The 24,358-nt window shown below is 55.4% G+C and carries 22 protein-coding genes; 10 read left to right on the top strand and 12 right to left on the bottom strand.

Going from position 1 to position 24,358, the window contains the following annotated elements; genetic code table 11:
- Positions 1-160 precede the first annotated feature (160 nt).
- From O0S09_RS08785 to O0S09_RS08760, 6 genes are all read right to left on the bottom strand, one after another.
- Complete coding sequence (locus O0S09_RS08785; RefSeq protein ID WP_268923598.1) at positions 161-289, bottom strand: hypothetical protein; 129 nt, start codon at positions 287-289, stop codon at positions 161-163.
- Positions 255-1,013, bottom strand: a complete 759-nt coding sequence (locus tag O0S09_RS08780) for a segregation/condensation protein A (protein WP_268923597.1) — start codon at positions 1,011-1,013, stop codon at positions 255-257. Before O0S09_RS08780 ends, O0S09_RS08785 begins: the two co-directional genes overlap by 35 nt.
- Positions 1,006-4,449, bottom strand: coding sequence for a chromosome segregation protein SMC (smc, locus tag O0S09_RS08775; RefSeq protein ID WP_268923596.1), 3,444 nt, complete (start codon positions 4,447-4,449; stop codon positions 1,006-1,008). Before smc ends, O0S09_RS08780 begins: the two co-directional genes overlap by 8 nt.
- Before the next feature lie 15 nt (positions 4,450-4,464).
- Positions 4,465-5,199 (bottom strand): DUF7518 family protein, encoded by a 735-nt coding sequence (locus O0S09_RS08770; protein WP_268923595.1) that lies wholly within the window; start codon positions 5,197-5,199, stop codon positions 4,465-4,467.
- Between the two features lie 917 nt (positions 5,200-6,116).
- A complete protein-coding gene (locus tag O0S09_RS08765) occupies positions 6,117-7,337 on the bottom strand; it encodes a RuBisCO large subunit C-terminal-like domain-containing protein (protein ID WP_268923594.1) in 1,221 nt (406 codons plus the stop codon).
- A gap of 16 nt (positions 7,338-7,353) precedes the next feature.
- Entirely contained in the window at positions 7,354-8,325 is a 972-nt protein-coding gene (locus tag O0S09_RS08760) for a ribose 1,5-bisphosphate isomerase (protein ID WP_268923593.1), read from the bottom strand.
- Between the two features lie 120 nt (positions 8,326-8,445).
- Between O0S09_RS08760 and O0S09_RS08755 the strand changes: the two genes are divergently transcribed.
- On the top strand, positions 8,446-9,273 hold the full coding sequence (locus O0S09_RS08755; protein WP_268923592.1) for an HAD-IC family P-type ATPase: 828 nt from the start codon (positions 8,446-8,448) through the stop codon (positions 9,271-9,273).
- Positions 9,274-9,303: 30 nt separating this feature from the next.
- Here O0S09_RS08755 and radB read toward each other — a convergent pair whose 3' ends face one another.
- Together radB and larC are read right to left on the bottom strand one after the other, a co-directional pair.
- Positions 9,304-9,981 (bottom strand): DNA repair and recombination protein RadB, encoded by a 678-nt coding sequence (radB, locus tag O0S09_RS08750; protein ID WP_268923591.1) that lies wholly within the window; start codon positions 9,979-9,981, stop codon positions 9,304-9,306.
- Positions 9,966-11,138, bottom strand: a complete 1,173-nt coding sequence (larC, locus tag O0S09_RS08745) for a nickel pincer cofactor biosynthesis protein LarC (protein WP_268923590.1) — start codon at positions 11,136-11,138, stop codon at positions 9,966-9,968. Before larC ends, radB begins: the two co-directional genes overlap by 16 nt.
- Positions 11,139-11,259: 121 nt before the next feature.
- Here larC and O0S09_RS08740 point away from each other — a divergent pair, with 121 nt between their 5' ends.
- The 8 genes from O0S09_RS08740 (at position 11,260) to O0S09_RS08705 (ending at position 19,320) form a co-directional block, all read left to right on the top strand.
- Entirely contained in the window at positions 11,260-13,752 is a 2,493-nt protein-coding gene (locus tag O0S09_RS08740) for a CDC48 family AAA ATPase (protein ID WP_268923589.1), read from the top strand.
- A gap of 326 nt (positions 13,753-14,078) precedes the next feature.
- Entirely contained in the window at positions 14,079-14,717 is a 639-nt protein-coding gene (gene cofC, locus O0S09_RS08735) for a 2-phospho-L-lactate guanylyltransferase (RefSeq protein ID WP_268923588.1), read from the top strand.
- The gene (locus O0S09_RS08730; protein ID WP_268923587.1) at positions 14,710-15,567 is read left to right on the top strand and encodes a tetratricopeptide repeat protein; all 858 of its coding nucleotides are present in this window, start codon (positions 14,710-14,712) and stop codon (positions 15,565-15,567) included. The genes cofC and O0S09_RS08730 overlap by 8 nt, the downstream gene beginning before the upstream one ends.
- A 56-nt stretch (positions 15,568-15,623) precedes the next feature.
- Complete coding sequence (locus O0S09_RS08725) at positions 15,624-16,907, top strand: ATP-binding protein (RefSeq protein WP_268923586.1); 1,284 nt, start codon at positions 15,624-15,626, stop codon at positions 16,905-16,907.
- 6 nt (positions 16,908-16,913) lie between these two features.
- The gene (locus tag O0S09_RS08720; RefSeq protein WP_268923585.1) at positions 16,914-17,648 is read left to right on the top strand and encodes an MBL fold metallo-hydrolase; all 735 of its coding nucleotides are present in this window, start codon (positions 16,914-16,916) and stop codon (positions 17,646-17,648) included.
- 64 nt (positions 17,649-17,712) lie between these two features.
- Positions 17,713-18,714 carry a hypothetical protein gene (locus O0S09_RS08715; RefSeq protein WP_268923584.1) on the top strand — a complete coding sequence of 334 codons (1,002 nt, stop codon included), beginning with the start codon at positions 17,713-17,715 and terminating at the stop codon, positions 18,712-18,714.
- A 62-nt stretch (positions 18,715-18,776) separates the two neighbouring features.
- Complete coding sequence (locus tag O0S09_RS08710) at positions 18,777-19,127, top strand: DUF3796 domain-containing protein (protein WP_268923583.1); 351 nt, start codon at positions 18,777-18,779, stop codon at positions 19,125-19,127.
- Positions 19,117-19,320, top strand: a complete 204-nt coding sequence (locus tag O0S09_RS08705) for a helix-turn-helix transcriptional regulator (protein ID WP_268923582.1) — start codon at positions 19,117-19,119, stop codon at positions 19,318-19,320. Before O0S09_RS08710 ends, O0S09_RS08705 begins: the two co-directional genes overlap by 11 nt.
- Here the strand turns inward: O0S09_RS08705 and O0S09_RS08700 are convergent.
- From O0S09_RS08700 to O0S09_RS08685, 4 genes are all read right to left on the bottom strand, one after another.
- Entirely contained in the window at positions 19,317-19,688 is a 372-nt protein-coding gene (locus O0S09_RS08700) for a YbaN family protein (protein ID WP_268923581.1), read from the bottom strand. The two genes, O0S09_RS08705 and O0S09_RS08700, sit on opposite strands and share 4 nt — an antisense overlap.
- 1 nt (position 19,689) lies before the next feature.
- Positions 19,690-21,075 (bottom strand): MFS transporter, encoded by a 1,386-nt coding sequence (locus O0S09_RS08695; RefSeq protein ID WP_268923580.1) that lies wholly within the window; start codon positions 21,073-21,075, stop codon positions 19,690-19,692.
- Between the two features lie 79 nt (positions 21,076-21,154).
- Complete coding sequence (locus O0S09_RS08690; protein ID WP_268923579.1) at positions 21,155-21,616, bottom strand: threonyl-tRNA synthetase editing domain-containing protein; 462 nt, start codon at positions 21,614-21,616, stop codon at positions 21,155-21,157.
- A 116-nt stretch (positions 21,617-21,732) separates the two neighbouring features.
- A complete protein-coding gene (locus O0S09_RS08685) occupies positions 21,733-22,848 on the bottom strand; it encodes a YeiH family protein (protein WP_268923578.1) in 1,116 nt (371 codons plus the stop codon).
- 126 nt (positions 22,849-22,974) lie between these two features.
- Here O0S09_RS08685 and O0S09_RS08680 point away from each other — a divergent pair, with 126 nt between their 5' ends.
- Positions 22,975-24,183, top strand: coding sequence for an argininosuccinate synthase (locus tag O0S09_RS08680; protein WP_268923577.1), 1,209 nt, complete (start codon positions 22,975-22,977; stop codon positions 24,181-24,183).
- Positions 24,184-24,358 lie beyond the last annotated feature (175 nt).

Genomic DNA, 24,358 nt, shown 5'->3' with positions numbered 1-24,358 from the left:
GGTAACATAGTTGGACGAGGGAGAATATAAACCCACCGAACCAGCTCTGATACATACACAGCTGAAAAAACTCAGCTGCGACTCACAAACAGACAAGCAGACTGTGAGGTAACAACATAGGACAAGGAACTATTTATAGCCCCCGCATTCAGAAACCAACTCAGGAAAACTGCGTCACAAGACTGCCCAGAACAACGATCGCAAGACCGAGAATACACAAAACAATCAGTGCAACCGCAATAATCTTCAGAAAATTATGCTGTTTCTTCACTCTTCGTTGAACAACCATCGGAAATTACCACCCATAAATCACCAAAGAACTCATCCTGCTCCAGATCAACCAGACCATCCAGCATCAGAAACAGGCACGGAATATACACCTGATACAACGGCCAGTGCAGCGCCGAAACAAGCTCATACAGCGAAACACCCGGATCCCGCGCATCAGGATGCTCACACACAATCGCATAAATCTGCTGCGCCATCGCATCATACGCCTCATCATGCGCAATACCCACCACATCATCAGCATCCGGCTCCGGAAACGCCTCATCCTCCTCGCTCACAAACCTCCGGCGGCGCTGACGGCGGCGTTCCGCCTTCTCCGCCAGCTTCAGCTGCGTAATCAGCTCATACAGCGTAACCGGCCGTTTCCGTGCATCCTTGCGCTTAATCCGGCGATCGATCTCACGCTCCAGCAGCTCAATCGGACCAAGAGCGCGCGCAGTAACCGCATCCTCCGAAAACGGATCCGCATCCCCGGCAAACGGATCCTCATCCGAAAACTCCCCCTCATCCTCACTCTCCTGCGGCGTATCCAGATACTCCGACTTCATCCGCAGAAGCACCGACGAATAAAACAGCGTCCGCCCCGAAACACGCAAATCCAGCTCACGGCGCCGTTCCAGCTCCGCAAGGAACCGGTCGGTCACCTCAACAATATCAATATTCCACGGATCAATCTCCCCGCGCTCCGCCATCTGCACCAGAATCTCAACAGGTTCCTCAGACATTCGTCTTCACGCCCGTGACAAGCGTACTCTTATCCGGCCGGATAGTCACCCCCATAATTCTGTCCGCCGCCTCAATCATCGGTTTACGAAGCGACACAATCACAAACTGACTCGAAGAACACAACTCCCGCACCATCTGCGAAATACGCTCCACATTCGCCCCGTCAAGTGACATATCCACCTCATCAAACGCATAGAACGGAGCAGGCATGTACCGCTGAATCGCAAAAATAAACGACAGCGTCGTCAGCGACTTCTCACCGCCCGACATCATATTCAGCCGGTGCACCTCCTTATCGCGCGGCCGCACCTCAAAGGTCATACCCCCGAGGAACGGATCCTCCGGATTATCCAGCACCAGATGACCCGACCCCATCGTCAATCGCGCAAAAATATCCTGGAAATTCGTATTAATCGCCGTATACGCCTCCATAAACGCATCGAACTTCATCTGCGCAAAACTCTCAATCCGCTCAAGCAGCGCCTCGCGCTCCCGGGAAAGCACATCTTTGCGCGCCGTCCGCTCTTCAGACTTCGCAACAGCCTCATCATACTGCTCAATTGCCAGCATATTCACCGCACCAAGCTTCCGGATAGCGCGCTCCGTTGTCGCAATACCATCCTCGATCTCATCCACCGACAGCGTACACTCAACTTCCTCGGTAACACTGCCGCGAATCTCCTCAACCTCCAAGGCAACCGCAGCCGCCTTTTCATCCAGAGCCGCGATCTGCACACGGCACCGCTCAATCTCCGACGCAAGGGACAACAGCCGCGCCTGCGACTCATCCACCTTTGCCTGCACCGCCGCGCGTTCATTGCGCAGAACCTCAAGCTCACCCGTAAACGACTTCTGCCGCTCTTCAAGAGCGGCAATCGCCGCAGTCGCATCCGCAATCTGCTGATTGCAGGATGCGATCTCCTCATCCAGCCGCGCATTCTTTGCCGCAAGAGCATCTTTATCCGCAGTCCGCTCTTCCAGACGTTTCTTGAAATACTGGCGTTCGCGGTTCACATCCGCAAGATCCGCCTCCTTGGTATCAAGGCGGCGCTTTATATCATCAGCATCACGGCGGGCTTTCTGTAACTTCTCCGTCAGAAGCGTAAACTCCGACTCATCCAGAACACTCCGGATCTCCGCAATCCGCGAGTTCATCCCGGAAATGACATCCGTCAGTTCATCCTGCCGGACCTCAAGCTCCGCAACCTTGGCCGAGACCTCCTGCGCATCATGCTCCATACCGGAGAGGGACTCGGTGATCGACATCTCTTCGTCCGCAATCGCATCAAGACGCCGGTTACACTCCGCAATCATCAGTTCGAGTTTCGTAATCGCTGCATCAAGTTCGCTCTTTTCGGCGCGCAGACCATCCGCAACCGCTTTGTTCCGCGACTCAGCCGCAACCAGATCACTTTCCTCGCTCTTCAGCTCGGAAAGTTTCGCGGAAATCTGGGCCGACTCCTTATCGACTGCCGCACCAAACCCGCGAATGTCCTTCCGGATAGAACCGCCCGTCATGGCACCCGCTTTTTCCAGCAGTTCGCCGTCCAGCGTCACCATCCGGAACCGCCCCATCAGCCGGCGGCCTGCTTCGAGGGTCTCGACCACCACCGTCTGCCCGAACACCAGACTGAACGCATTGCGGTACTCTTCATCAAACTCCACCAGATTCAGTGCATAATCAACAACACCGTTACCCGCAACCGGCGGCAGCGGTGCCGCCGGTTTAATCTTATTCAGCGGCAGGAACGTTACACGCCCCAGCCGTTCCTCTTTCAGGTACCGGATGGCGTCCGATGCGGTCTGATCAGTGTTGACGACCACATTCTGCAGCCGGCCGCCCGCCGCAATGTTGAGAGCCGTCGTATATTCGGACGGCACCTTGCCGAGACGTGCAATCGTGCCGAACACGCCGTCCATCTCAAGAACCGCGGAGATGGCACGGTTCGATTCAGCAGAGACCTGCTGCTGGGCTTCAAGCCGCATCTGCCGCTGGGTCAGCCGCTGAATCTCTTCACGAACCGGCTCAAGCGACCGGCGGCAGGACATCATGGACCGATCGGCTTCGCCGATCTGCTTATCAAACACCGATTTCTCTTTCTGCTTTTCGGCAAGTTCCTTTTCCAGCGTATCAATCTCGGCCTGTTTTTCGGCGCGTTCTTCTATCAGCTGACCCTGCCGGCGTTTCATCCGTTCGGACTCCTGGGCACGGATACGGCTGCGCTCAATGATACCGTCCCGCTCGGAGAGAATGGATGACCGTTCCGATTTCTTCTCTTCAATCTGTCCCATGAGGGCGATGAGTTCAGTCTGGGCACCTTCGGAGTCCTTGCTCTTTTTGTCCATCAGCTCCTGAACCTGGTCCAGTACCTTCTTCTGCGACTCATGCTCCATCGCAAGGTTCGCCCGATCAATCTGTAACTGGCGGAAATCTTTGTTTTTGTCTGCAATCGAGTTCTCGAACTTCTTCATGTCGATGAAGATATCGTTCATGGAACTGAGGTTGCTGTCTTTTTCCTTTTTCAGACGGCCAATGGTCTGTTCGGCCACGCGGATGTTACCGCGTTCTGCTTCAAGGTCGGCGAGGAGTTTGATGTACTCGGGTCCGCTTTTTTCCGAGATCTGCCGGTCAATGTCCCTGACCTCTTCTGCCCTGCATTCGCGTTCATGGGTTTCAAGGGCAACCGAGTCGTTAATGCGGGACAGTTCGGTTTCCTGATCGGTCTTTGCAAGAGCAATGGTGGAGAGCTCGCGTTCAAGCTCCCGCAGCCGGGCAACCTGCCGGGCTGCACGGAAGTAGTCAAGTTCGCCCTGAAGTTTCTGATACTTGACCGCCCCTTCGCGGGCGTCTTTGAGCTCTTCAATCCGGATGGCGAGGTCTGCCAGAAGCAGTTCTTCGCGTTCGATTCGTGCCCGTACCTGTTCAAGTTCGGTCAGTGCCTGTTCCTTTTTTGCATCGAACTCGGCAACCCCGGCAATTTCGTCGATCATTCTCCGGCGGTCGAGATCGCTCATTTCCATAATGCGGGTCACATCACCCTGCATGACAACATTGTATCCGTGGGGTTTGATGCCGTATTTGGAGAGATAGGCGAGTACGTCCGTCTGGGTGCAGAGCCGTTCGTTGAGATAATAGTAGCTGTAGTAGCCGCTCGCAGTCCGTTTGATCCTCCGGCGAATTTTTGTTTCATCAGAGAAGGTCAGGGTGACTTCTGCGGTGTGTTTGCCGGAGATGTTGTTGATGAGATCCGTCAGTTTTTCTGCGCGGAGAGAGCGTGCGCTCGAGAGGGATAAAACAAAGAGTATGGAATCGATAATGTTGCTTTTTCCCGAGCCGTTCGGGCCGGAGATGACGGTGAATCCTTCGTAAAAAGGAATTTTGGTCTTCCGGGAAAAAGATTTGAAATTATCGATGTCAACCTGAACAATATGCACGGGCTCTCCCGGGGATTAACGGCGTCTCTTGGCGTCGTCCATTACGGTGTCGTCTTCTGCGGCTTCAATTACGGCTTCGGAGTCGGCGCGGATAGCCATGGACCGGGATGTGTGACCGGGGTTATATCCGGTTCCGGCGATGATGACACTGTGATCCGTCGTCTTTTTGCGTTTCTGAATGGTGCCGTCCGGCTGCATTACGTATTCAAATTCACCGGCCTTCAGCTGTTCAACCGGAACTTCGGGTTCGGGTACGGGAACTGGTTCCGGGGCAGGGGATGAGATTGCATGACGGGAGGTTCCGGCGCGCACAGGGGTTACCGGCTGTGCTGCACGCGGGGCGGCGGCACGCGGAGCCGGGGCGCGGACAGGTTCTTCATCTATATCTGCAATCGGACGTCTGCCGGGAGCGGCACGAACGGGTGCGCCACGCGGAGGGATTCCGGCTGCGGGGCGTCCGGTTTCGGGAGCGGGTTCGGGTTTTTTCTGGCCGAACCGGGATTCTGCGTGAACTCTTGACTGGCCGCCACGCATTTCTTCCAGCTGCATGGCAAGTTTGCGGGTTACGGATTTGAGGTCCAGCATTTCTTCGGTGAGACCTTTTACCATTGCTTCAAGTTCGCGAACCTTCCGCTCAAGTGCGTCGGTATTTTCTGATTTTACGGGAGCTGCACCGGCATCTGTGCCTGCTTCGTGTTTGATATTCATTTCACGCTCCTGCTCGGCAAGTTCGTGTTCTAAAAATTTCATTCTGGTATCCATGAGCGCATTTTTCCTTGTAAATTAATTAATAGGTTTTTCTGTGCCTATTCTATAAGAGATTTGCGGCCATGGCTCTGTGTCCTGACCGGTTGGCCTGGTTTTGTTCCAAACGGCTGAATCGTCTCCGCGTACGATATGTGACGAAAGTACTTTGTGGTTTTTTTCTGGAAGCTGTTGGCGGGGGAGTGATGAGTGGGCAGGATGAAAAAAGAAAACGCAGATAACGCAGATGCGTCGCTTCGCTCCGCTGCTTCGCTCGTCGCATTTGCTTTTCGTCGCTCGCCATCCCGTCCGAGCGGACGGGCGGCGTTGCAATCGCACGGCAGAGCCGTGCTCCACTCCCCACTGCGTGGGTCGTTATCGCAAGCGCGACGGCAAATGCTCGCGAAGCTCCCACTCATTCTTTATCCTGCAACAGCTTCGCGAGCATGTTTGGTCGTAATTAAAGGAAGACACAAGAATAACACATCAACGCAGAAAAAAAAGCTTCGCGAGCATTTTTAGCTGCGTTTGCGACAGCAACGCCACCCGTCCGCTCGGACGGGATGGCGAGCAGCGTTAAGAAAATGCGACGAGCGAAGCTGCGCCGTTAGGCGCATCTGCGTTATCTGCGTTTTCTTTTTTCATCCTGCCCACTCACCACTCACTCACCTACAATGGCAAGCTACGAAAAGAAAATGCAACGAGCGAAGGCGACCCCGACAGGGGGAGCGGAGAAGACCTTTGGGCTTGCGACTCAGCGGCGCGAAGCGCCGCATCTGCGAAATCTCGCGTTTCCTTTTTCAGGTATCCCACTCACCACTCACTCACCTACAATGTCCAGAAAAAAGGGGTTGAGAGAAATTCTCAGAGAAAGTGTTCTTCGGGGAGTTTGGGTCTTTCCGCGGAGGAAAAAATCACCCGGACTATACCGTTCCCCATGCCGCAAGGGCTTTGGCAAGTTCTGCATGGGTCTTCGCATACTCCTCAGCCGAAACACCTGCAAGGAACGCATCAACCGCCTGACGCATCGCCGCAGCGCCGGCACGGGTCCCGTCCGGATGCCCGTGGATACCGCCGCCCGCCTGAAGAACAATCTCCGTACCCAGCGCAGCAAGTTCGGCATGGACCTTCCCCGGATGCAGACCGCCGGACGCAACCGGGAAAACCGGAGCAACCGGTCCCCAGGGTTCGGTAAGAATCGCATTATCCCCAAGAACCTCCGCAGCACTCCCGCCCATCTTCCCGGAAACCGTCCCCGTGTGGAGCTGATCCCCGCCGCAAAGACGGACAAGCTTGGCAATCGGCCGCATCGCAATACCATGATGCGGATTCCGGGTAAGCGCACCATGCATCGTCCGGTGGACATGAATCGGAACCGTAATGGCAGGATCAGCGGCAAGCGCCTGCACCGCGGAAAACCCTGCGGTCAGAACATCAACCATCAGCATATTCGCCCCGGCCTTCACCGCCCTCTCACCAACCTCAACAATCTTATCCCCGCCGGTAGTCACATTCAGCGCATAAAGAACCCGGTGTCCGGTCTCCTGCTCGGCCTTGTCCAGCGCATCCATAACCGCAGCAAGCCGGTCCATCAGCGGACAAAACCGCTGATCGGTCAGCGTCTCATCGTCCTTGATCAGATCCACACCGCCAACCGCCGCTTCATAGGCAACCGCGGCGGTATCCTTCGGATTCAGACCGACCTTCGGCTTAATGATTGTCCCGACATGCGGGCGGCGGGACGTCTCCGTCCCCACAATCTTCCGGACACCCTCAATGCCGAACTTCGGCCCGGGATGAACAGCCCGGAACGCATCGGGAAGATCCATATCCAGCAGCCGGACAGCCGAAATCTTGCCAAGACCGAACAGATTCCCCGCAACAACCGAAAGATACTGCGGAATATTCCCCGGCTCAAAGATCTCATAGGGATAGCGGATCCGCGTAACATATCCGCCGTCGCCCAGAGAAACAATATCCATAACCTCCCCGTCGTAGGCATGAACATAGGCGGTGTGATCATTCACCGTAGAAAGACGGGTCCAGGTTCCGGTAGTCTGCTCCTCAGAAATTGCCTGTGCGGCAAAATCAGCAGTAACCCCGTCCCCGGGCCGGAAATAGTAGGTTGCAATTAAATCATCCATGAATAGTGACTCCTTGTTAGCGGAACTCAGAACCCGTAAGTGTCCCGAGGAACTGGTTTTGCAGCTCATCGAACCCCCAGCCGAGGTACTCCCGCATAATCGTATAGGCAAGATGCGGAGGAAGCGCGCCCGCTTCGGTGATGATCATATCGATGTACTCGGCAGGGGTTACATCGAAGACCGGATTTTTGACGCGGACATACGGAAGACCGGCTGCAATATCATCAGGCAGCACCTCATTCTGCGCCCGCTCCTCAATCTGGATCAGTTCGCCGAGGATAGTCCGCGGGGCGAACTTATACGTCTCCGCAGTAACAATAACGTTTTTGCGTGCCTCGCTGGCACAGAGAGCAATCTGGGAAGTGCCGATTTTATTCACTACCGCACCGTTCACCGTGATCGCGTCAGCACCGACAATGACAAGATCAACATCCTTCATCATACTGCGGACCGCAGAATCAACGATGTAGGTCGTGGGGATCTCGTTGTCGTTTAAGGTCTTGATGGTAAGCCGCCCCTGATTCCACGGCCTGACCTCGGTTGCATACACCTCAATGTCTTTTCCCTGACGTTTTGCCTCAAGGATGCAGCCGAGGGCCGCTTTGGAGTTGCAGTGGGTCATGATGACACTGCCGTCCGGGATGTGGTTTGCCCCCATTGCCGCAATACGATCAATTGCGGTACGGGATGACCAGATGAACGCATCAGCTTTCTCGCGGAGAATACGGCGGGCGGCATCCTCGGTGCGGGCGGTACGGACATCGCGCATCACCATCTGAATCGCATTGGGAAGAGAAACAGCAGTGGGCCGCGTTGCAAGAAGAATACCTGCCGCGTGTTCCATCTCCCGGATAAACAAAGAAGCGTCACCGGTATGCGGAAGCGTCTCAGCATGATCGCGAAGAGCAGATACTGCTTCACGGGCGATTTTTCCAGCGCCGCGGATCTGCATGGTTTGGATCTGCTCAGCTGTCTGGAGAAGAGTCATATGTAAAAAATGGGGGTGCTACATTATATAGGTGCGGATACCGGAGGTTTTGATCATACCGGCAGGCATCACCAATACCCACATTAGAAATAGCAACTGCAACAAATTTACCCGTATAGTATGACAGTTGCAGCGGTTTTTGATAGTGCGGGGACACTGCTCCGGACGTACCGGAGCGTACTGTCCGTAGCCGACCACCGGATGGCGGATGCAAGTATGGAGACCACAACGCTGACGTTTCAGGACCCGGACCGGATTCTGGTTCTCCTGAACCTGCACTCCCGCGACATCATGGACAGCAACCCGGACGCCCTGCTCTCGGAATACCTGACAGAGGCAAACGTAAGTTTCGGCATCAGCTGCGGGAGACGTGTCATCGTCTCGGATGTTGTGGGAGATATCCTCTACCATGATACCGACGCGAAAATCTCCGACATGCAGGAGGTCATCCGTGACTGCTGGATGACCGTGTCCCGGCAGAGCGACAGCTTTGCACTGAACGCCGGAGCAATCATCAACCTGCGGACACGAAAGATTGAGTTCGCCATTGCCGCTGCGGGATACCCGTTTCCGGGCGTCCGGGAAATGGTATCCCTGCTGCACAGTCTGGGAGTTGCAGTGTTCATTGCCTCCGGAGACCGGACGGAAAAACTGGAAATAATTGCCGATCAGATCGGTATCCCGCGCAACCGCGTCCACGGAGTGGCAACACCCGTAACAAAAGCCCAGATTGTCCAGAACCTGAAAACCGAGTATGACGTCGTGGTCATGACCGGCGACGGCATCAATGATCTCTCGGCAATGAAATCCGCAGACGTTGCCATCCTCACCGTCCAGCAGGAGGGAACACGACCGGAAATTCTCTTCGATACCGCAGACTATGTCATAGAAAATATCTGCGAAGCCGCGCGAATCATCCGGGGACTTCTCCCCGGACCGGACACATGAACCGGATCACGCAGCAAAAAAGACCGCACCTTACCGGTCAGAAACCCCGTCGCCGGTAATCACAAAATCCCAGAAGTCCCCTTCCGGCCGCGACCGGTGCTTTGCCACCACCGCACGCCGGAACCCGTCCCGTTTTTCCACCCGGAGAATTGCTTTGGAGATATGGGCAAGTGCCGTTCCGCCAAGACCGCTCAGCCGGTGGCGGTCCACATCCATAAACACCTGATTCGTTATCACCGCCGGAACATCAAACCGTTTTGCAAGCGCAAGCAGCACCATCATCTGGTGCGACAGCATGGACAGTGCTTCGCGGGTATCCATCTGTTCCAGACGATACAGCGCAGTCGCCGAATCAACCACGATCAACTGCACCTTTCCTGCACGTAACAGCGCCTCGCATCCGGCAATCATACTCCCCTGCTCTGCAAACGTCATCGGCTCTTCGATATAGATCCGTTTTGCACACTCCTCCGTATCAGCCCCGGCAATCTGCGAAAACCGGTCCCCCGAAAATCCTTCGGAATCAATGTACACCACACCGCCGCCGGCACGCAGTACCGCAACCGCGGCAACAAGGCAGAGAGTACTCTTTCCGGAACCCGCCTCCCCCACAAACTGGGTAATCATCCGCGGTTCAAGTCCGCCGCCCAGCAGCCGGTCAAATCCCGGAACCGCGGTGGAAATTTTCCGCGTTACTCCCTCTTCCATGCCTCCTCCTCGACAACCCGTTTCATATCCCGGACGGAAACCCCGGCAGCATCTGCTGCATCCCGCACCTGATCAAACTCCGCTTTGCGCGAGTAGGGAATTCCCTCCATAAACGCCGTCTTCACCCCGACCGTGAATGTGTTCCCGTTCACCACCACCGTCTCAGACGAGATGCGGCGGTCAGCCACAAACCGGTGCACCATCGGCATACAGCGGACACCAAGACTGCCGGTCTCTCTGGCAAGCAGACGTGCCAGCCGTTCCGAGTCCTTGGGCAGAGCGATCACCCGGACAATATAGCCGGGCCGTCCCTTTTTCATCACAACCGGCACCAGACATGCATCCCGGGCCCCTGCATCCATCAGGGAAGATACCACATCCGCGAGCAGTTCGCCGGAGACATCGTCCACATTCGTCTCCAGTACATCAACCGCCGGACCAAAAAGCGGTGATTCCGTCTCCATGACCATCACCCGCAGTACATTCGGGTGATCGGATGGGTCACGGGTGCCCGCGCCGCAGCCGACCGAGACAATCCGGCCGGGCTGTTCGTTCGTTCCAAACGATGCCGAAAACTCCGCAAGAAGTGCAGCCCCCGTCGGTGTGCAGAGTTCTCCGGAAAAACCGCCGGTCGCAACCCGCAGGTCCGCATTTCGTAAAATCTCTGCGGTCGCGGGAGCCGGAACCGGCATCGTGCCGTGGGCACAGACCGTTGTCCCGGACCCGACCGACAGCGGGAGAATATGCACCGCATCCACTCCGAGGGTCACAAGCGCGGTGCAGGCACCCAGCACGTCTGCAATTGCATCATCTGCACCCACTTCATGGAAATGCACATGATGGGTTCCGTGCACCTGCTCCTCAGCTGCGGCAATCCGGGAAAATACCCGGACGGCCAGATCGATTGCCGCAGGCGGAGCGTCTGCGGCGCGGACAATCTCCAGCACCTCGGCAGGCGTCCGGTGGGCAGGCCCGGCGTGCGTCCGGACGTACCACGCAGGCATACCGCACCGTACCACCTGCGAAACCGACAGCTCCGGCGCGGCCTGCTTCATTGCACGAAGAACCATATCGCGGTCCGCACCGGCGGCAAGAAGCGCGCCGCACATCATATCGCCCGCAGCACCAAACCCGGGATCAATCACCAACAGACGCATAGAATACTCCTGAATAATACTCTTGTGTTCACGGGATAAATCTCTCCCCATTAGGAGGACAACAAAACCCGCACTCTCCAGAATATTATTAATCAAGTCCAGAGCATTGTACTACTCAATCATGCCGGAACTATCACTCAAAGTCGACAGTGCGTATCCTGAGGATCAGGGTTCGGGAAAAGCACGGCTCGATCCGGACACCATGCAGCAGCTCGGCATTGTTCCCGGCCAGCTCGTCGTCATTGAGGGCAAAACAAAAACCGTCGCCAAGGTCTGGCGTGCCATGACCGCCGACTGGAAACAGGGAAAGATACGCATCGACAAGTTCACGCGGATGAACGCGGGCGTGAATCCGGGAGACCGTGTAGTGGTCAGGCCGGTTGAGGAACAGATCGAAGCGGAATGTGTATACCTCATTCCTCCGGTGCATATGCCCCAGAACTTTGACGCCGAACCCGAGGAGATCACCGAGTCCCTGATCAACTTCCCGGTAACAACGGGAGACATTCTGCCGATCATTACCCGCATCCCCAATACGTATCTTGAGTTCAAAATAGCGGCGATCGAACCGGAAGGTGCGTGTATCATCTCCCGCACGACCGATATTGAGATCTCCGAGGAAGGGGATATCGATGGGTTTGAAGGGACAAAACAGATCAGCTACGAGGATATCGGCGGTCTCAAAGGAGAGCTCCGCCGCGTCCGCGAGATGATCGAGCTGCCTATCCGTCATCCGGAGCTGTTTGAAACAATGGGTATCGATCCGCCGAAGGGTGTGCTGCTCTACGGGCCGCCGGGTACGGGAAAGACGCTGATCGCAAAGGCGGTTGCAAACGAGAGCGGGGCACACTTTATCTCAATTGCAGGCCCGGAGGTCATCTCCAAGTACTACGGCGAGTCCGAGCAGCGGCTCCGCGAGGTGTTTGAAGAGGCCGAGGCAAACGCTCCGGCCATCATCTTCATCGATGAGCTTGATTCGATTGCGCCGCGCCGCGAGGATGTCTCCGGTGAGGTGGAACGCAGGGTGGTTGCCCAGCTGCTGACGATGATGGACGGTATCGCCGGTCGCGGGCAGGTTGTTGTCGTGGGTGCAACAAACCGGCCCGATGCAATCGATCCCGCGCTCCGCCGTCCCGGAAGATTCGACCGGGAGATAGAGATCGGTGTGCCGTCCGAGACGGACCGGCAGGAAATCCTGCAGATCCATACCCGTGGGATGCCGTTTGAGGGGGCCGCACGGGTCAAGGAGCTGAAGCATCACGGTACAGAGAAGAAGATCGAAGCAGCTGAGGCGGAATACGACCGCAACCGCGAGAAGCTTCTTGCGCGGCTCGCTGCCCTGTCGCGGGGATTCGTCGGTGCGGACCTTGCAGCCCTCGCACGCGAGGCTGCCATCCGTGCACTCCGCCGGCAGATGAATGTAATCGATCTGGATACCGATCGTATTCCGGATGAGGTGCTCAGAACTCTTGAGGTAACAGCAAAGGATTTCGCCGAGGCGTCCCGCGAGATTATGCCGTCTGCGATGCGGGAGATATCTATTGAGTCGGTTGCAACCCGGTGGGCTGATGTCGGCGGATGCGAAACTGCGCTGAATGAAGTCCGCGAGGCGGTGGAGTATCCGTTTACCCGCAAGGAGTCGTTTGCGCAGCTTGGTATCCGTCCGCCGAAGGGTATCCTGCTCTATGGACCGCCCGGAACAGGAAAGACGCTGATCGCAAAGGCGGTTGCAAACGAAAGCGGCGCGAACTTTATTGCAATTAAAGGCCCGCAGCTGCTCTCCAAATGGGTGGGGGAGTCGGAGCGTGCGGTCCGGGAGATATTCCGGAAAGCCCGGCAGGTTGCTCCTGCAATCATCTTCTTTGATGAGATCGATTCCCTTACGCCGGCCCGAAGTACAGGCGGCGAGGGAAACCAGGTTGTGGAGAATGTCTTAAACCAGATACTGACCGAAATGGATGGCATTGAACCGCTGAACGATGTGGTGATTCTCGCTGCGTCCAACCGCCCGGACATTATCGATCCGGCACTGCTCCGGTCCGGACGGTTTGACCGCCTCGTCTATATTCCGGAGCCGGCACCTGCGGATCGCCGGGCAATCCTCGCGGTGCATATGCGGTATATGCCGCTGGAAAACTCGTCTCTTGATGCGGCGGCGGAGATACTCGCCGGGTGCAGCGAGGAGGGTGTGCGTATGTTTGCGGAAAAATACGCAGGAAAGACCCTGACGCTCCGGCAGATCAAAACCGCTGCCAAAAAGATCGGGACGGAGGAGGACGGCCCTTCCGTCTCACAGCTTCGCCGCATTCTCACGGATGCGTTTGCCGCACAGAATGTGGTGTTTGCAGATCCGGTCCGGACAGCGTTTGCGGAAAAGATCGCCGGAATTACCGAAGGGTTCGTGGGATCGGATCTGGAGAGCCTCTGCCGCGAAGCGGCGATGGAGGCCCTCCGCCGGAACGGTTCAGCCGTTACCGAGGCAGATTTTGCCGCAGCAAAACTCCGGGTGCATCCAACCATGAACGAACGTGTCCGTGAGTATTATGAGGGAATCCGTCTCCGGTTTAAGGGAGGACTGCCCAAACAGGTGCAGAGCCTGGTAGAGTATCAATAAAAGAATCTCTTTTTTCGCGGGATGACGGTGCAACGCCCAAGCCAACCGGCGTTGCACCTAAATTCGTTTATTGCCTATGAATGATCGTCATTGATCGAATTTCAGCCCACGGAAGACACGAAACACACGGAAGCAAAAACATCACGGAACAGTTCGTGAACATCACGGAATCCTAAATTAATCTGTTTCCGTGGCTTTCTTGTATGTTCTGTGATGTTGAAAATTTCTGCGCGTTCGGTGTTTTCCGTGGGATGATCAGGAATAAAGGTGCAGCACCCAAGCCAACCCCCACATTAAAATGGAATCATGCCGAAAATAAAAGTACTATGTACTTCCACGCCCTGATTCCCTTCAAACCGGTCAATCCCAAGACCCGTCTTGCCCCTGTCATGACACAGGAGGAACGCGAAGAGTTTGCAGAGGTAATGCTCGGCGACGTCATCTCCGCAGTCCGCAAAACCGGCTGCACAGCAACCCTCCTCTGTACCTCCAAATACACGTGCAGCGAAGCACTGGTCGCAATTCGCAAAGAAGGACTAAACGAAGCGATTAACTGGGCACTACCCCAGTTCCACTGCCCGGCACTCATCATCATGTCCGACCTGCCGATGACCACCCCCGGAAGCCTCCAGCGGGTACTCTCCACCAAAGCGGACATGGCAATCGTACCGGGACTCGGCGGCGGCACCAACGTCATCTTCGTCAAACATCCGGAAACCTTCCATGTAGAGTACTACGGCTTCTCCTACCGCCGCCACTTGCAGATCGCAGAAGAACTCGGCCTCACAGTTGAAATCATCGACTCCATGCGGATGTCAACCGACGTGGACGAACCCTCAGACCTCGTGGAACTGATGATTCACGGCCACGGCAACGCCCGTGAATGGCTGTATGAACACGGATTTGCCCTGTCGGTGGAAAATGGCCGGGTAAGTGTCACGCGCAACGGTGAAAAGATTGTCTGAAACCGCCGACCTCATCACGCAGGCCGAAGAGCTTGCACTCAGCGGAAAACTCAACGAAGCGCTCCGCATGTACGACGCAGCAGTTGCCGCCGACCCTACAGATCCCCTCGCATGGATAGGAAAAGCCTCGATCCTCAAGGCACAAGGAAGATACACCGAATCCGCCGAATGTTTCGACGCAGCGCTTGCAGGAATCCCCGCATGGAACGATGCCGCGGCAGGGGAACCAGACCGGATGGCAGCCTTCGTCTCCATGCTCTCGGTACTGAAAGCCGAAGTACTCCTGTATGCGGAAAAACCCGACGAAGCCCTTGCAGCAGCCGATGCCGCCGACGCCGTCCGGGATGCGGACGCCGCATCCCTTGTGGTCAGGGGACAGGCACTGGTACAGAAAAAAGAGTATGACGCAGCAGGCGACTGCTTCTACCGTGCGGAAGAATGGTGCAACACCCATGAAGACACCATGCTCACCCAGGTCTGGCACTGCAAAGTCCGGCTCGCAGAAGAGAACGGCGGAGTTCTCGCCCCGCCGTACGCAGCAGAGATGTATGCCAGAGGAACCGGCTTCCGCCCCCCGCAGGGAACACCCGAAGAGATCCTCGAACGGGCAAACAATCTCAGAAGTGCAGGTCTCCTCTATGACGCACTCCGGTATTATGACGCAGCAGTAACCGCAGGCCATCCGAACAAAGCCCTCGTCCTGTTTCTCAAAGGAGTTGTTTTCGAACAGCTCAGACGAAGCGCAGACGCACTCAACGCCTACAGCGACGCCCTCAAAGCAGACCCGCAGCCCGAAGACGAATTCCGCATCCGCATGCGGTGGGCGGGTCTGCGGGCAGATCGGGAATAGACGCGCCTCTCACAAAACCCTTATGCCTTTTTTTCACCCATATATATGGAATACCTATGGACGCAACTGCTACTGAATCCGGACTGCTGCAGCTTACAGAGATCGTTCTGACAGCAGAAGTGGTAAATGGAAACCCTGCGCTCGGTGTAAATGACCTCCCCGTAGCGCTGCGTCCCCTCTTCTGCCCGGACGTTCCCGGAGTCATTGCACGGCCGGTTGCCATCAAAGAAGGACAACTGAAGACCTACTTCCCGAACCTTGCCGCGCGCAGCCTCATCGCCGACGGCAAAAACTCCTACCTCGTGGTAAACGACCTCGGACAGTTCGCCGTAACCACCTTTGCACCCGCAATGAAATGGTACCTGCGCCATGCAGGAACGGACGCGGTGATGAAAAACCCCGCACTGTCCCTCGCCCTGGAGACCGCAGGTGAAACAAGCATCTCTTACAAAAAAGCGCGGGAAAACATCCCGCTCTTTGAAGACACCGTTGCATCCCTTACCGGAAAAATCGGAGCACTCACCGCAAAATCCGACACCTACCGCGAAGCAGTGGATCTGGTAGTCGCCTACGCTCCCGAAGAGATCGAATTCTCCTTAGATGACCTCGTCTGCACCCCGGACCAGCTTGCAATCGTCCGGAAAGTACAGATTTCTCTGGAAAATCAGGAGTTCCTCCGCAACCACAGAATCTACGAACTGGGAAGAATCCTGCTCGTCGGCCCCCCGGGAACCGGCAAAACCTCCTTTGCGCTCGCACTCTCGCGCTCGGTACACATGCCGGTTCTGGAAGTCAGACTCTCCATGCTGACCTCCCAGTACCTGGGAGAGACCTCCAAAAATATCGACAGGATCTTCGACCTTGCCAAAAAAATTGCCCCCTGCATTCTCTTCATAGACGAATTTGACTACATCGCAAAGACCCGCATCTCCGACGACAACGGCACCATGAAGCGGGCGGTAAACACGCTCCTCAAAAGCATCGACCACATCAACCTGATCAAAGATCAGGTGCTTCTCATCGGTGCAACAAACCATGCAGGAATGCTGGATGAAGCAGCCTGGCGGCGGTTTGACGAGGTCGTTACCTTCACCCTGCCGGACATGACCATGCGCGAAGCAATTCTCCGGCACGTCGCATCCGACATCCCCTGCACCATGGACTTTACCACCCTTGCAGAACGAACAGACGGATTCTCCGGAGCAGACCTCCGCATGATGCTGACGGAAGCAATCGTCTCGGCACTTCTTGCAGGCCGCAAAGAGATCAACGAAGAAGATGTGAACGCCGGCATGGAGCTGGTAAACCGCCGGAACATTGCCCGGAGCGGCTGCCTGTAATCAATCATGCACGTAACAGCACTTGGCACTGGTGATGTGGTTGGAACGCCGAAAATCGGCTGTGACTGCGACGTCTGCCGCGAAGCCCGGCAGACCGGAAAACAGCGGCTCCGCACCTCAATCCTCGTAGAACACAAAGGCAAACACCTGCTGATCGATACCGGCCCGGACATGCGTGCCCAGCTGCTTGCCGCCGGCTCCCCGCATATCGACGCCGTCATCTGGACGCACGGCCACTACGACCACTTCATGGGATTCGGCGACTTCTACCGGGTACAGCGCGACCTTATCCCCGTCTATGGTATCGCAGAAGTTCTCAGCTACTGCGGCAGCATCTTTTCGTTTATGCGCCACCGTGAAGTGGTAATGACTCCGTACGAACCAATGGACATCTGCGGAATGTCAGTAACCCTCTTCCCGGTAATGCACGACACCCCCACCTGCGGCGTACGGATTGAAGCGGACGGAGCAGTGTTTGTCTACTCCTGCGACACAACCGATCAGTTGTCAGCACCAACACTGGAGACAATGAAAGGTGCAGACCTTCTGCTGCTTGACGGCATCTTCCCGCCGGAGGTACACATCTCCAAACACATGAACATCCGGGACGCAGAACGGCTGGCAGAGCGGCTTGCCCCAAAAGAGTTCTGGTGCGTGCACATGAGCCACAAAATCCGGTGGGACTACCGGTACGGGGCGCGGGATATGCAGACCTGGGATCTCCCCGCAAACCGCGAATAACTTTTTTTGAACCATCCCGGACGAAACTTACTACACACTGCCCTGCCAATAACATACACAAAGGATGAAAAAGGACATCTACTACCGTGTGGACAAAAGAGTACAGAACGGTGTCGTACGATATTACCTGATGCGGGAGGTCAACAGCGACGCGCACAAGTTCCGCGCATCCAAGCTTATCAAAGCCGGAACACCGCCGACCGAACCGGAGATTGCGCGGGCAATTCTCCTCTACGGATTTGATCTTGAAATGAAATGCTGTGAGAAAGTTGCCTCCTTCCGGGTAAAAAATTTCAGATATGAACACGAAGTAAACGAAGAAATATACTATCTGCTGGAAAAATACCGATACCTCGACCTTCGCTACCATGACTACCTTACCGAAGAGGAGTATGCCCGGCATATAAACGAGCGTGAATACCACTACATCCATGAATCCGCAAAAACGGTCGGATGCACATTCACCTTTCCCGAAGTTGTCCGGATGATTGAAACCGGCAAAGTTCCGAACGGCAAATATCTGCATGACGTAAACAACATCCAGAATCTGTACCGCTGCGTGGTTCTTCGCAATAAAAATCCCCGCAAAGTCACCCTCGCCCTCATCCTCCAGATCAGAAGGATCATCCTTGACAATATCGAAGAGCCCGAACCCATCAGCCGCGAAAAAGAGGTTGTTATCCAGAAACTGCTGAACACCTATTACCGGAAACTCAGCGAAGGATACCACCCCATGGAACAGATCATCTCCCTGCACAAAAACTTCCGCAACCTCAAACCCTTCAACGTCGGATCCAAACGAACAATCCGTGAGATCGTACAGTACCTGGTCATGCCGCTCGGCTACCCCCTCTCATTTCAGTCAAGTCTGCAGATAGTGCAGACATCCGCCGTTCTGGACAAATCCCATACTGAAAAAGGGGTTTCCCAGATCATTGAGCAGTACGCCGGGAACAAAATTCCAAAGCTGGAAGAACAGCTCCGCAAAAAGATCGCCGAACGCTGGAATCTGCAGAAAAATATGAATCAGAAACAGCTGGATCTGTACCTTCCCGCAAACTACTGATTTTTTTTACAACACCGATGTTAGGTATTTATATCATTGTGTGAAATATATCACATACACCTATGATAAACAAACTCAGTTTCCTGGGCCTGATCGGACTTCTCGGTCTCCTTGCCGTACCAACCGGCGAAGTACGCTACTGTGCCTTTTTCGCATTCTTCGTGTTCTTCGGCTACCTCTTCACCGTTGAAGATGAACTGTTCACCGCCTACGTCAGAAAAGCAGCAACCACCGCCTTCTTTCTTCAGACGGTGCTCTTCTGCATCGTGTATGCAGTCGCCGTTCTCATCGGGGATGCAGCAGTATTTACCACCGCATTCCCGCTGACATTCGCCGCAGGCATGTTTGTCTTCATCTGCATGCTGGTCATCCATGAATTCCGTGAACTACAGGGAGTGGAGAGTGGCGCTTAAGACAAAGATTCGCGAATACCGCGCAAAACACAACATCACCCAGGAAGAACTTGCCAGCGCGGTCGGTGTCCGGCGTGAGACCATCGGCCACCTGGAAAACGGAAAGTACAATCCGTCCCTAAAACTCGGATTTGATATTGCAAAAGTTCTGCAGGTACCCGTCGAGGAACTCTTTACGTTCACCGACGACTAACACGTTTTTCGGGTCTTCAGCAGTACCAGATGCAGTGTCACGACAAGCCCCACTATGCAGAGAATCAGAACAACAAACGGTTTCTGCACGATCACCATGGAGATGCCAAGCATCACCCACAAAAAAAGAATACCGCCGATTTTTTGCCGGAGCGGCACACCGGTTTTGTTCCGGTAATGTTCAATATAGGGCCCGAAGTACCGGTTCTGTTCCAGCCACGCGGCAAGATGCGGGGAACCTGCCGAAAAGCAGAGCGCAGCAGCAATGACAAACGGCGTGGTCGGAAGAACCGGAAGAACAATACCTGCCGCGCCAAAGGCAAGGCAGAGGATACCGAGAACCTTCAGGCACCACCGTTTCCCGGACATATCAGCACTTCACCGTATCACGCGCAAGCCGGGACGTGATCAGGGCAATCACCGCAACCGCAAATCCCGCAGCGCAGGCGATCGCAACACCCGCCGGAGTATAGACATCAGCACTGCCGGAACCGGCAGCCGCCGCAACCGAGAACAACGCAACACCCAGCACGCATCCCACGTTCATCACCGTAAAGATCAGGCCGCCGGAAGAACCCTGCAGCTCAAGCGGGCTGTGGATAGTAATCCGCTGAATACTGGGACCTTCGTTTAAACCCATACCAAGACCGACCAGCACAAGACCTGCAAAGATCAGAAGCATGTTCGACAGAATCACGGCAGTGCCCAGAAGCACCATCCCCGCGGCAAGGAGAAACGATGCGCTGTTACAAAGAACCATACAACCGCACCGGCGCACAAACGCTCCTGCGGGGATACCGATCAACGCCATTGCAACCGGCGGCAGAAGCATGATGCCGCCCGCGACCGCGGTCGGCAGCAGATACTCTTCCGTCAGCAGGAACGGCATCACATAGATAACACCAAGATACACGAGCGTAATGCACAGCGTGGAAACTGCGGCCCACATAACCGTCCGGTTGTACAGCAGCCGTGCGGAAAGTATCGGGTCAGGATGCCGGAGTTCACGGCGCAGGAACAACCATCCAAAGACCGGGGAAAGCACAATCAGCAGAACGACCGGCGCTGTCCAGCCTTCGGAAACACCAAGTTCAAGTCCGGCAAGCAGAGTAACAAGCGTGATTGCAAGATACACCGCGCCAAGCGAATCAAACGGTTTGGGACGTGCGGGAAGATCCGCAGGATCCGGTTTGGGAATCAGGAACAGGGCAACCAGAACCCCCGCAATACCCACCGGGATATTAATGAAAAAGATCCAGTGCCAGCTGATGAACTGGGTAAGAACCCCGCCGATTCCGGGACCGAGCGCGAGTGCCGCACCGCCGGCGGTAGCGATAACACCCATACTGACCGGCTGGATCTGTTTGGGAAGATGCAGGGTAATCAGCATGGTGGCCGTTGCAACCATCATAGCAGCAGCTACCCCCTGGAAGATCCGGAATCCGATCAGGGATACGATATCCGTTGCAATACCGCAGAGGAAAGAGGCAACGGTAAACAGTACAAATCCTCCGGTAAAAATTACCCGCTGCAAACCGGTACGGTCCGCAAGCTTGCCGAAAAGGAGAAGAGTACTGCCGAGCGCAAGCAGATACGCGGTCATCACCCATGACGTCAGGGACGAACCGGAACCGAAACTCTCGGAGATCGCAGGCAGTGCGATGGACACAATGCTTGTGTCAAGATAATCCATGAAAACAGCCGCAGCTGCCAGAATCATCAGAAGCTTTTGGGAGAGAGGACGTTCAATCAGCATCAGGAAACACCGGACAGAGGGGAAAAACAGAGGAAAAATACCGCAGGTATCTCACCCCTGGCTTCAGCAGGACAAGAATCTAAGGGGACGAAAGACAGGTATCAGCCGCAGTCCCCTTTTGGGAGGGGACGAGATGGCGGGAGAGTTCGGACAGCGGGTGGCCTTTGCAGATGACGGTGAACTTTTTGTAGTAGCCAAACGGCGCACGCCGGACTTCCAGAGAAGATGTGGCCATAAGGACACGCGCAGTCTCTTTCAGAACAGAGACTGCGGCGGCTGGCCGGGCGAGGTCACTTGAGAGATGGGCATACGGATAGATCATGACCCGGACAGCCCCTACCTTGGCGGCGACCGCACGTATCTCCGCTGCGGTCTGCGCAGCAATGTCCTCCGGATCAGTTTCGTCCGCAGACTCAACAGCACAGAACGCCACAAGCGCATCCTGCATCGCATCCTTTGCCACAATATCCGTCTCCGCCACCTTTGTCCGGGAGAGGGTCTCATACGCAATGAGGTCCGCATGCATGAGGAGAAGCCGCATAACTACTCAGTCTCTTCTGGTTATTTCATCCCGTACCCGGGTGAATTCTGTGTACATGGGCGCTAAACCCATATTAAGGTAAAGCAAGAAACAGCGCTGGAAAAAAAGGTCAGGGTTCAGACCAGAAACATCGTCAGCCCGAGCAGTACTACGACCTGAATCAGCCAGAGAAGTGATGCAAACGGGAGCAGGGTTTTCCCGATGGAAAGCGTCTCCCGCAGATTCATGGAAAGGCCGACCCCTGCCATGGCAATGGTGAGAATGGTCACGGAGATGTTGACGAGCGACGACTGTACGGCATGTCCGATTTCCGGCGACAGGGTGATGAACGCTGTCATGCCGACGGCCATAAGCACGAAAAGAATCAGAAACCCCTGTACTTTTGCCTTCACGCGGTCAGCGGGACAGGAAGCATGCACGGCCTCCTGACGTCTGCACCACAGCCAGCCGAACACCGACGCAACCACGACCAGCATAGCGACCCGTATCATTTTGTAGGCAAGGGAAAGAGCACCGACATCCTCACCGCCGGATAGGGCGGTGTAGAGATCCGCTGCCGGAATAACGTTGCCGATCTCATGCAGCGTTCCGCCGATGAACACCTCGGCCTGTGCATCGGTCATACCGACACCGAACGCAATTGCCGGTACAAGAAACACACCGACAATTCCCAGAAGACTGATAACACCGACAACCGCGTGAACATATTTCTGATCCGCTTTGATAACCGGAGCAACCGAAAGTGTCGCGGACACGCCGCAGATACCGTTGCCGGTACCCGTCAGGGCGGATGTCTCCCAGGTGTGACCCAGTTTTTTGCCGAGCACCATTGCAAGAACAATGGTCAGCGCAAGAACCGCGAGGATAAGAACAAGACCGCTCGCAGATGCGTTCATCAGCACATCCGCAGTAACCCGGGCACCCATCAGAATAATTGCGATGCGCAGGAGATATTTCCCTGCGTAGGAACCTCCCGCATCAAAAAGTTTGCAGTTGATGAAAAGACATATCACAAGAGCAAGGACGATCGGGCCGATCTTTGCAAGCAGGGCAAAGACCGGGTTGTCCACAAACAGCTCGTGAGGAAGCAAAGACCCGCCGCCGTCCCAGAGAGTCCCCCGCGTCAGCAGGAAGGAAAGCAGTGTCACCGCAATACATACAAAAAGACCGGGGACTACAGCACGATTCGCAGATTTCAGGTAATCAAGAAAATCCTCACGATAGGTAGTCATGAAATATCTGTTAGCAGACGATCGAATAAAGTATATGGATCAGGATACATTCCGCAAGTGGGACACATTGAATATGCCAAACACCCAATATACTCCACACATTCCCAAAAGTGGAGTATTACATCAATGACAGATACACCATCAGCCGGAGGAAAAGGCACCATCGTTCTCGCCTTTTCCGGAGGACTTGATACCTCCGTCTGTGTGCCGATCTTGAAGAACATGTACGGATACGACCGTGTGGTCACGGTTGCCGTGGATGTCGGTCAGCCCGCAGCCGAAGTTAAAATGGCAGATGACAAAGGAAAACTCATCGCCGACAAGCACTACACCATCGATGCAAAGGATGCGTTTGTGCAGCAGCACGTGTTCCCCGCAATCAAAGCGAACGCTCTCTATGAAGGCTACCCGATGGGTACCTCCCTTGCACGCCCGCTGATTGCAGAAGAGATCGTCAAGATCGCAAAACAGGAAGGAGCAGCCGCCATCGGCCACGGCTGTACCGGCAAAGGAAACGACCAGCTCCGGTTTGACTTCATCTTCCGGATGCACGGCTTTGACATCGTTGCCCCGATGCGTGAACACAACATGACCCGTGACTGGGAGATCGACTACGCCGAACAGCACGGCATCCCGATTCCGGTCAAGAAGTCCACCCCGTGGAGTGTTGACGAAAACATCTGGTCCCGCAGTATTGAAGGCGGCAGACTCGAAGAGACGGATTACCACCCGCCGGAAGAGATTTACCACTGGACGACCTCACCCGAGGCAGCCCCCGACAAACCGGAGATCGTCTCCCTCACCTTTGAAAACGGTGTCCCGGTTGCGCTCAACGGCAAAAAGATGAACGGCGTTGACTTAATCGTAGAGCTGAACACGATTGCCGGCAGAAACGGTGTCGGCAGAAACGATATGGTCGAGGACCGTGTTCTCGGACTCAAGGCCCGGGAAAACTACGAACACCCGGCAGCAACCGTTCTGATCGCAGCACACGCCGATCTTGAGAAACTGGTGCTTTCCCGCTTTGAGCTGAAGTTCAAACATATCGTGGACGACCAGTGGGCAGAGCTTGCCTACATGGGTCTGGTGCACGAGCCGCTCTACCATGATCTGAACGCATTCATCGACGAGACCCAGAAGCGCGTGACCGGAACCGTGGACGTCCAGCTGTTCAAGGGCGGCCTGCACATTCTCGGCAGAAAATCACCGAACGCAATCTACTCACAGGACATGGTCTCGTTTGACACTACGACCATCGATCAGCGTGACGCAATCGGATTCTCCAAATACTTCGGACTCCAGGGCAGAATGGTCTGGCAGCTCCAGAACAAATAATCTGAGAATTTCTCTCAACCCCTTTTTTTCTGGACATTGTAGATGAGTTAGTGGTGAGTGGGATACCTGAAAAAGAAAACGCAGATAACGCAGATGCGCCTAACGGCGCGGCTTCGCTCATCGCATTTTCTTAACGCTGCTCTCGCCCGCCCGGAGCCGGGCGGTTGCTCGTTGC

This window comes from Methanocorpusculum vombati, from assembly GCF_026891935.1.
Taxonomy (GTDB): domain Archaea; phylum Halobacteriota; class Methanomicrobia; order Methanomicrobiales; family Methanocorpusculaceae; genus Methanocorpusculum; species Methanocorpusculum vombati.
This window is presented reverse-complemented; position numbering and strand designations above follow the sequence as displayed.

Bases quoted from the DNA above. Each gene is read 5' to 3' on its own strand.
- O0S09_RS08785 (WP_268923598.1), bottom strand. From the start codon at position 289: ATGGTTGTTCAACGAAGAGTGAAGAAACAGCATAATTTTCTGAAGATT.
- O0S09_RS08780 (WP_268923597.1), bottom strand. From the start codon at position 1,013: ATGTCTGAGGAACCTGTTGAGATTCTGGTGCAGATGGCGGAGCGCGGG.
- O0S09_RS08770 (WP_268923595.1), bottom strand. From the start codon at position 5,199: ATGAAATTTTTAGAACACGAACTTGCCGAGCAGGAGCGTGAAATGAAT.
- O0S09_RS08765 (WP_268923594.1), bottom strand. From the start codon at position 7,337: ATGGATGATTTAATTGCAACCTACTATTTCCGGCCCGGGGACGGGGTT.
- O0S09_RS08760 (WP_268923593.1), bottom strand. From the start codon at position 8,325: ATGACTCTTCTCCAGACAGCTGAGCAGATCCAAACCATGCAGATCCGC.
- O0S09_RS08755 (WP_268923592.1), top strand. From the start codon at position 8,446: ATGACAGTTGCAGCGGTTTTTGATAGTGCGGGGACACTGCTCCGGACG.
- radB (WP_268923591.1), bottom strand. From the start codon at position 9,981: ATGGAAGAGGGAGTAACGCGGAAAATTTCCACCGCGGTTCCGGGATTT.
- larC (WP_268923590.1), bottom strand. From the start codon at position 11,138: ATGCGTCTGTTGGTGATTGATCCCGGGTTTGGTGCTGCGGGCGATATG.
- O0S09_RS08740 (WP_268923589.1), top strand. From the start codon at position 11,260: ATGCCGGAACTATCACTCAAAGTCGACAGTGCGTATCCTGAGGATCAG.
- cofC (WP_268923588.1), top strand. From the start codon at position 14,079: ATGTACTTCCACGCCCTGATTCCCTTCAAACCGGTCAATCCCAAGACC.
- O0S09_RS08725 (WP_268923586.1), top strand. From the start codon at position 15,624: ATGGACGCAACTGCTACTGAATCCGGACTGCTGCAGCTTACAGAGATC.
- O0S09_RS08720 (WP_268923585.1), top strand. From the start codon at position 16,914: ATGCACGTAACAGCACTTGGCACTGGTGATGTGGTTGGAACGCCGAAA.
- O0S09_RS08715 (WP_268923584.1), top strand. From the start codon at position 17,713: ATGAAAAAGGACATCTACTACCGTGTGGACAAAAGAGTACAGAACGGT.
- O0S09_RS08710 (WP_268923583.1), top strand. From the start codon at position 18,777: ATGATAAACAAACTCAGTTTCCTGGGCCTGATCGGACTTCTCGGTCTC.
- O0S09_RS08700 (WP_268923581.1), bottom strand. From the start codon at position 19,688: ATGTCCGGGAAACGGTGGTGCCTGAAGGTTCTCGGTATCCTCTGCCTT.
- O0S09_RS08695 (WP_268923580.1), bottom strand. From the start codon at position 21,075: ATGCTGATTGAACGTCCTCTCTCCCAAAAGCTTCTGATGATTCTGGCA.
- O0S09_RS08690 (WP_268923579.1), bottom strand. From the start codon at position 21,616: ATGCGGCTTCTCCTCATGCATGCGGACCTCATTGCGTATGAGACCCTC.
- O0S09_RS08685 (WP_268923578.1), bottom strand. From the start codon at position 22,848: ATGACTACCTATCGTGAGGATTTTCTTGATTACCTGAAATCTGCGAAT.
- O0S09_RS08680 (WP_268923577.1), top strand. From the start codon at position 22,975: ATGACAGATACACCATCAGCCGGAGGAAAAGGCACCATCGTTCTCGCC.